The following is a 6,000-nucleotide window of genomic DNA, read 5'->3' as shown; positions in this document are numbered from 1 at the left end:
TAATGTATTTTTTTAATTCTTTTTTCACTATTTCTAGCTGATGAAAAGACATTTTGGCCTTAAATTCATCATCAACCATAACTTTAAAAATATCTTCTAATAAATACTCAAAAGAAGGCATATTATCAATCTTAATCAAATTTTCATAATCATGATCAACCAAACAGTATGTCTCAAAAAACTCAAAATGTTTTTCAAGATCATAGATAATATCATTCTTCATAATGATCAGATTAGTAGTTTGAGTTAGGTTACTCAACCTTTTTAGATCGATATTATCAAAGTCTTTAAGGATAACTGTTTTAATTTCTTTTGATCAATGTAATAACTCCAGATATGAATAAATAAATTCATGATCAATATAATCATCTGAAATGTTAATTATTGATTTCAAAATCTTAGAGTAAGAAGTATCTAACGAAACAATATTGCGACCTAATGTTTCATTAAGTTTATTGACAACTTCTTTATTAATATATTCTTCGTTCAAAATTTTGTCTTGGTCGAAGTTAATGTTACCCACTAGTTTAGTAAATATATTTTTAGATGTATAGCTAATCAAATCACTATATTTACTAAATGGTGTGATGATTAGACAATCGGTAATATCAATATCGACATTGTTTATCTCAAACACGCTGGTTTCATGTTGTTTCTCGTACATGTATAAACGTTTAAGATATTCACTAGTGTTTTTAACGTCGATTAACAATAAGCCGTTAAAATCATCAATTTCTTTATTATGTGTTTTGATTTTCATTAGATCTCTATGTAATCCTCTCGATCGTTGTAAATTTCGTTAAGGTTTTTTTCACCACTTATTATCACCATGTTTTGATATTGTTTTTCAGACAATAATAAAATTCTTACATTTGCTTTTAGCGGCAAGATTTTACGAATCTTTTTAATCTCGTAATCATACATCGTGTGTGAACCAATACACTTACAATATATTGAATATTGGATCATAAAATAACCTAAAGAGATTAAGTTTTCGCGAAACTTTTTAGCAAGCTTGTCAACTTCTTCAGTCTCATAAATATCATAAAAAATTAAGATTCTCATATACCTACTATTAACTTCAATCAATTTTGAAATCCCTTTCGTTGATGTTGTTATTTATAATAGCCTTAACTAACATATCAATAACTTGATTAAGGTTTTTATTGTTTGGAAACACAAAGTTTTCAAAAGATATAAATAGATCTTTTTTATATGATTTAAAATCATCGTTTTGATCTTTAACCAAATAAGAAAAGGTTAAATAATCAATAATTGGCCTAAAAGGTTCCATAATGTCGCATGATAATGCAAAATGATTGTTAAAACTCTTATGAAAAATACCAATTCTATTATCTAAGCCATTCTTTACTAATGTGCGTGAAACATAAGTCATTAAAACGATGTAACCATAATTTAGATATTTATTGATGATATCGTCTTTTTGTGAACGACTAAAATCCTCGCCGTATAACAATTTGAATGTGAGCTTAGCTGCGTGACCTTCACAGTTGTTTAAATCGCCATCCACCACATTGGTGTAATAATCGGTTAGTTTTTCGGTATTATCATTGGTTGTTATATTCAAATGATGAATCAACCTTGCATAATTAATAATCTTTAATTTTACAAGTTGTTTTCAAATCCCATTTTTATGTTCATCAGTTCATCTGATTTGCCACAAATAATTCTTATTTGAATAATACGAACTAATTGGTAAAATTTGCATAGTTGGTTGAAACTTAGTATTACACACAATCAGATTAATATTGTTTTCAACAATTTTATTTAATAAAGGAACTGATATGTTGCAATACGGATTAGTAATAAGAATTGTATCCAAAGTTTTTAGTGGTAGGGTGATTCTAGCTCCGTGTTTTCTAACAATTAACGTATCTAGATACAAGCTAATAAATTCAGTTTCAGAAACTTCAAGTACTTTTTTAGACATAATAATAAAAAAGCCAGAGTAAAAAATACTCTGGCGGATACGGCAGCTGCATTAGCAGCGCCTTATTTTAGCACGACAATACTTGTGTAAGCAATAATTATTGTCCTAATTAGTTTAACCTATTTTACTATTTTGTCAAGCTTACTTTTTAAAATGTTATCAATTATGTTTTTGCTTAACCCTAATAGATCAAAATTATTTTTAGCATCAAGTAGTATGTAATCATTTAAAAGAGTGTTTAAACTTTTTCTGATACGTTTTACTTTCTTCTCTTTTTTAGGATCGTTATTTTTGTTTTCTTCATACTCAGTTTCAATTAAATTTTTAATTTCAATTGAATCATTCAAGTTTTGGAAAGATGAGATATACATAAGCTTCTTATCCTTTTTATCAATTAAAAGCGTTCCTGGTGTTAAAACCCTTCAAGGTTTGTATTCATCTTCAATTTTATTTATTTTTAAGTAATTAAGAAACTTAGAGTTTTTTAAATAAGCATCTTTATTATGGATATCAAAATCAGGGTGACCAAAATGAAGGTTTAGTGTATTCAATGGAACACGTATATATTGTTTTTTTACAGTAGGATCATCACTTTTCATAATCATTAAACCGATTGACTTGATCGAATCTTGATATGAAATTTTGGTTTTGCTTTGATTCTCAGATCTAATGATTACATTGCGTAGCTTATCTTCTTCTAGTAATGAGCTAAACACCTTTAATCTTTTAATACGGTGGAATATAAGCTTTTCATCATTGTAGATAATCGCAGTTTTATTTCTTAACATTGATTCGATGAAATCTTGTGAAAATTTCTCAGGGAAATCTTTAATTAAATCTCACATGTATTTTGCAAATACATTTTGGCTTTTAATTTTCTTTTCTTTAGTGTATTTGCTAAAGATTTTTTCAGCTAAATTTATAACCCATGGATTAGCCGAATACATTAAGATGTCTTCTTTTTTAGCAAACAAATCAGCTAACTTATCATTATTTAATAATGGAACATTAACCAACGTTCGATAAACGAATTGTTGTCGACCCCTATTTTGAACCTTATAATTTTTGTTGTTTTCTACACTCTCATCGATATCAACGTTTTTAAGATTTTTATTGCTGTCTGATTTTTCGCAACCAACCTTTTTAGCAGAGTAAATCGTATCGTTAAATAAACCAAGGTTTGTTTTATTTTCAATTTTTCTAGAATATCTAGTCTTACCGTCAATATTACTGTCGTGGATATATTTGTCGATGATTTTGCCGATCTCAGAGACTTTATTACGAATCTTAATTTGTTTTCAGTTGTTATCCGTAACTTCACTAACTACACCAGTCTTGGGATCAACCTTTTTTCAAATTTCGTCAGTTCCCTTGAAAAGTTTATAGTCAGCAAACTGTGTGATTTGATTAAAAAAGGTTTTTGTCTCATTTGAGAAGATGGCAATAATACTAGCATCCACTGCGTGATGAATGTATTTATTACGATCTTTTTTTGCATATCAACTTTCAGCATAGAAATTCTTACGCAGAAATGAAGTTACACCACCATTGATACACACCACTTTAAACATTGGTTTGTCTTCAACTAAATGATTGTTTGCGTAATCTTTTAATGCATCTCTAAAGACGATGGTTGCATATCTTGTATCATTAAGATTTCTTGCCAAGAACTCAATGTCGTATTTAGAAGAAGTATCAGTTTTCATCATCTTTGCAAACTTTTTGCTTCGTTGAGTGCTATCTAATAATGAAGGATCACCATCCTTAAATCTACGACAATAATACTCATACTCATCTCAACTAATTCCAGCATTCCCTGAAGTAATGAATTCATAAGGCGTTTGATTTGATTTAGCTTGGTTAGATTCTGATAATACTAGTAGTTTATTACTACTAGAATCATCGAACGAAATGCTATAAGGAATGATGTGATCGATTTCGGTTTTATCAAAAATATCAGCAAAAGCAATCTCTTTTAATGAATAAGGATCAATATGTTCTTGTTGTAATCAAAGCAAAACTTTATAGCTTTTACTTGGACTGTTTAAAATTATTTCAATATCACGCTCTGGAATACCTAGATCCTTTAGGCGCTCTGAGATTTTATCACCATTTTTCTTAATTAATTTCTTGTAGTTTTTAGTGTTTTCAAGTTCTTTTTCTTCAGATAATTCCCTAGCTAATTCGATAACAACTTTAGTAATATCATATTCGTTAGAAAATTGCTTTATAATAGCATTAAATACTTTTGTCGTCTCACGTAAAATTCTTTTAACCCCAGGTGATAAGATAGCATCATTAATAAACCGATCATCTAAATATCGTTTATCCTGTTTCAAACTTACATTATTGTTTTGCTTGATGATATCAATAAACTTTTGATCGTAGTTTTTAATTGCTTCAAAATTCCACCCTTTATCATTATTTTTCTTATTATCTTCATCATTGTCTAAATTGGTCATTCTAGTGATGGCTAATAGCATCGCTTTAGAAGATAAAGAGTGTGTTGCAGATAATATCTTTTCGTCGTTCTTATTTGTTTGTTCAAAAAGTTGGAATAAACCATCTTTTTGTTCTCTTAAGACTCTTGCGAAGATTTTGTTACTATCACTAAACTGATTTAGATTTGCTAAATCTATTCTGTTGCTGTAACGTAAATGTGTACCTAAATAAACAAATAATGAATGCAAGAAGTTTAGTTTATCAAAAGTTGTGTATTGATCTTTTAATAAGAAATCAAGCTTAAGGTGTTGTTGTAGCTTGTGAACAAATTTCGCTAACGAAGAAAGATCGTTATATTGGATTTTACCCTTTGTATTTAACTTTAATCCCTTTAGCTTTCACTTATGGTCGTCTTTTTCTAGTTTTTCTTCACTTTCGACCTCTTTAAGTATTTTCTTGCCAATTGATTCAGCAATTGTTTCCTCTCTTAGTTTTTTGAATCCCTTTGCATCGATTGGCTTTTTGCCATCATTTTTAATAACAAAATCTAAAAGTTTGTTTAAATATTCTTTTTTAAATTCTTGATTAATGAACCAACCAGTTAAGTAACTAGAATAACTTCTAATCGTGCTTAACTCATTAATTTCATTAAAGATCATTGCAATCGGCGAATTTTTTGGAGCTCGATATTCGTTAGGGAACACACTACATTTACCGATCGTCTTATCTCAAATATTGTTATACTTTTGAACAATCTTCCCTTGTTTTTTATCTAAATTATAAATACCATAAGGAGAAGCGCTGTTAATACTACCAGGACCTTGAGAATAATTTCTTACATAACTAAATAATGATACATATTCTTCTTTGAATTTTTCTGGTAACTTGGTTTGATTCGATAACGCTTTTTCGATTTCTGTTAATCAATGCTGATTAGAGAATTTGTATTTTGTTAATTCATCTTCTTTTTGTTTATCATCGTCATCATCGTTGTCCTCATTGCTATCAATGATTCCTTTATAGTAACCAAAGTGATCAAAGTAATCAGCCAATTCATCTGTTGGATAAACGTTAAAATCACGATTATCTTCGTAAAAATGACCTCTATTTTTTAAGTAGTCGTGCAAGATTCAAGACAATGCTTTTGCATCAATTTGTTTTTTTAAGAGCTTCTGATTTTAAACCCAACACGTTGTTGTAAATCTTTTGTTGTTCCTGGTAATTGTTGACAATATCTTCTTTATTCTTAAACCCAAAATAAGAATTATATTTTCAAATTAAATTCACAAATTTTTTTAGTTTGTATTTTCTTCTTCTAATTAAACGTCTAGCACCACGATAACCTCGACGTTCTTCTGCTGTCTGAGCTGAACTAAAAAGTCTGCTCCCTAAATGATGAATAATATTAGTATCGTTATCAACAATTGCTCAACCGACTGAACCAACACCTAGGTCTAGCCCTATTGTAACTTCTGGTTTTGATTTTATAGACTTATTCATATTTATATGACTATTTTTTATCCTTCTTATATTTTACCCCCACAAGGGGATAAAATTAAAAAAAATTATAGATACTAATCACTACTTTGTTACCATTAACTAATCGA

Annotated in this window: 5 protein-coding genes; all 5 read right to left on the bottom strand. The window is 28.9% G+C overall.

Going from position 1 to position 6,000, the window contains the following annotated elements:
• The coding region (locus P690_RS04065; RefSeq protein ID WP_036459638.1) for a hypothetical protein at positions 1-760 on the bottom strand (760 nt) is incomplete at its 3' end.
• Positions 760-1,089 (bottom strand): CRISPR-associated endonuclease Cas2, encoded by a 330-nt coding sequence (gene cas2, locus P690_RS0102720; RefSeq protein ID WP_027122240.1) that lies wholly within the window; start codon positions 1,087-1,089, stop codon positions 760-762. The genes P690_RS04065 and cas2, both read right to left, overlap by 1 nt.
• Positions 1,076-1,951 (bottom strand): type II CRISPR-associated endonuclease Cas1, encoded by an 876-nt coding sequence (cas1, locus tag P690_RS0102715; RefSeq protein ID WP_027122239.1) that lies wholly within the window; start codon positions 1,949-1,951, stop codon positions 1,076-1,078. The genes cas2 and cas1 overlap by 14 nt, the downstream gene beginning before the upstream one ends.
• 119 nt (positions 1,952-2,070) lie before the next feature.
• The gene (gene cas9 / locus P690_RS04060; RefSeq protein WP_245576680.1) at positions 2,071-5,520 is read right to left on the bottom strand and encodes a type II CRISPR RNA-guided endonuclease Cas9; all 3,450 of its coding nucleotides are present in this window, start codon (positions 5,518-5,520) and stop codon (positions 2,071-2,073) included.
• Positions 5,498-5,893, bottom strand: coding sequence for a type II CRISPR RNA-guided endonuclease Cas9 (gene cas9 / locus P690_RS04530; RefSeq protein WP_245576678.1), 396 nt, complete (start codon positions 5,891-5,893; stop codon positions 5,498-5,500). The genes cas9 (P690_RS04060) and cas9 (P690_RS04530) overlap by 23 nt, the downstream gene beginning before the upstream one ends.
• Positions 5,894-6,000 lie beyond the last annotated feature (107 nt).

This window comes from Mycoplasma imitans ATCC 51306 (genome assembly GCF_000518305.1).
Lineage (GTDB): Bacteria > Bacillota_I > Bacilli_A > Mycoplasmatales > Mycoplasmoidaceae > Mycoplasmoides > Mycoplasmoides imitans.
Note: the sequence above shows the minus strand (reverse complement) of the source record. Positions and strands in the feature narration are given on the sequence as shown.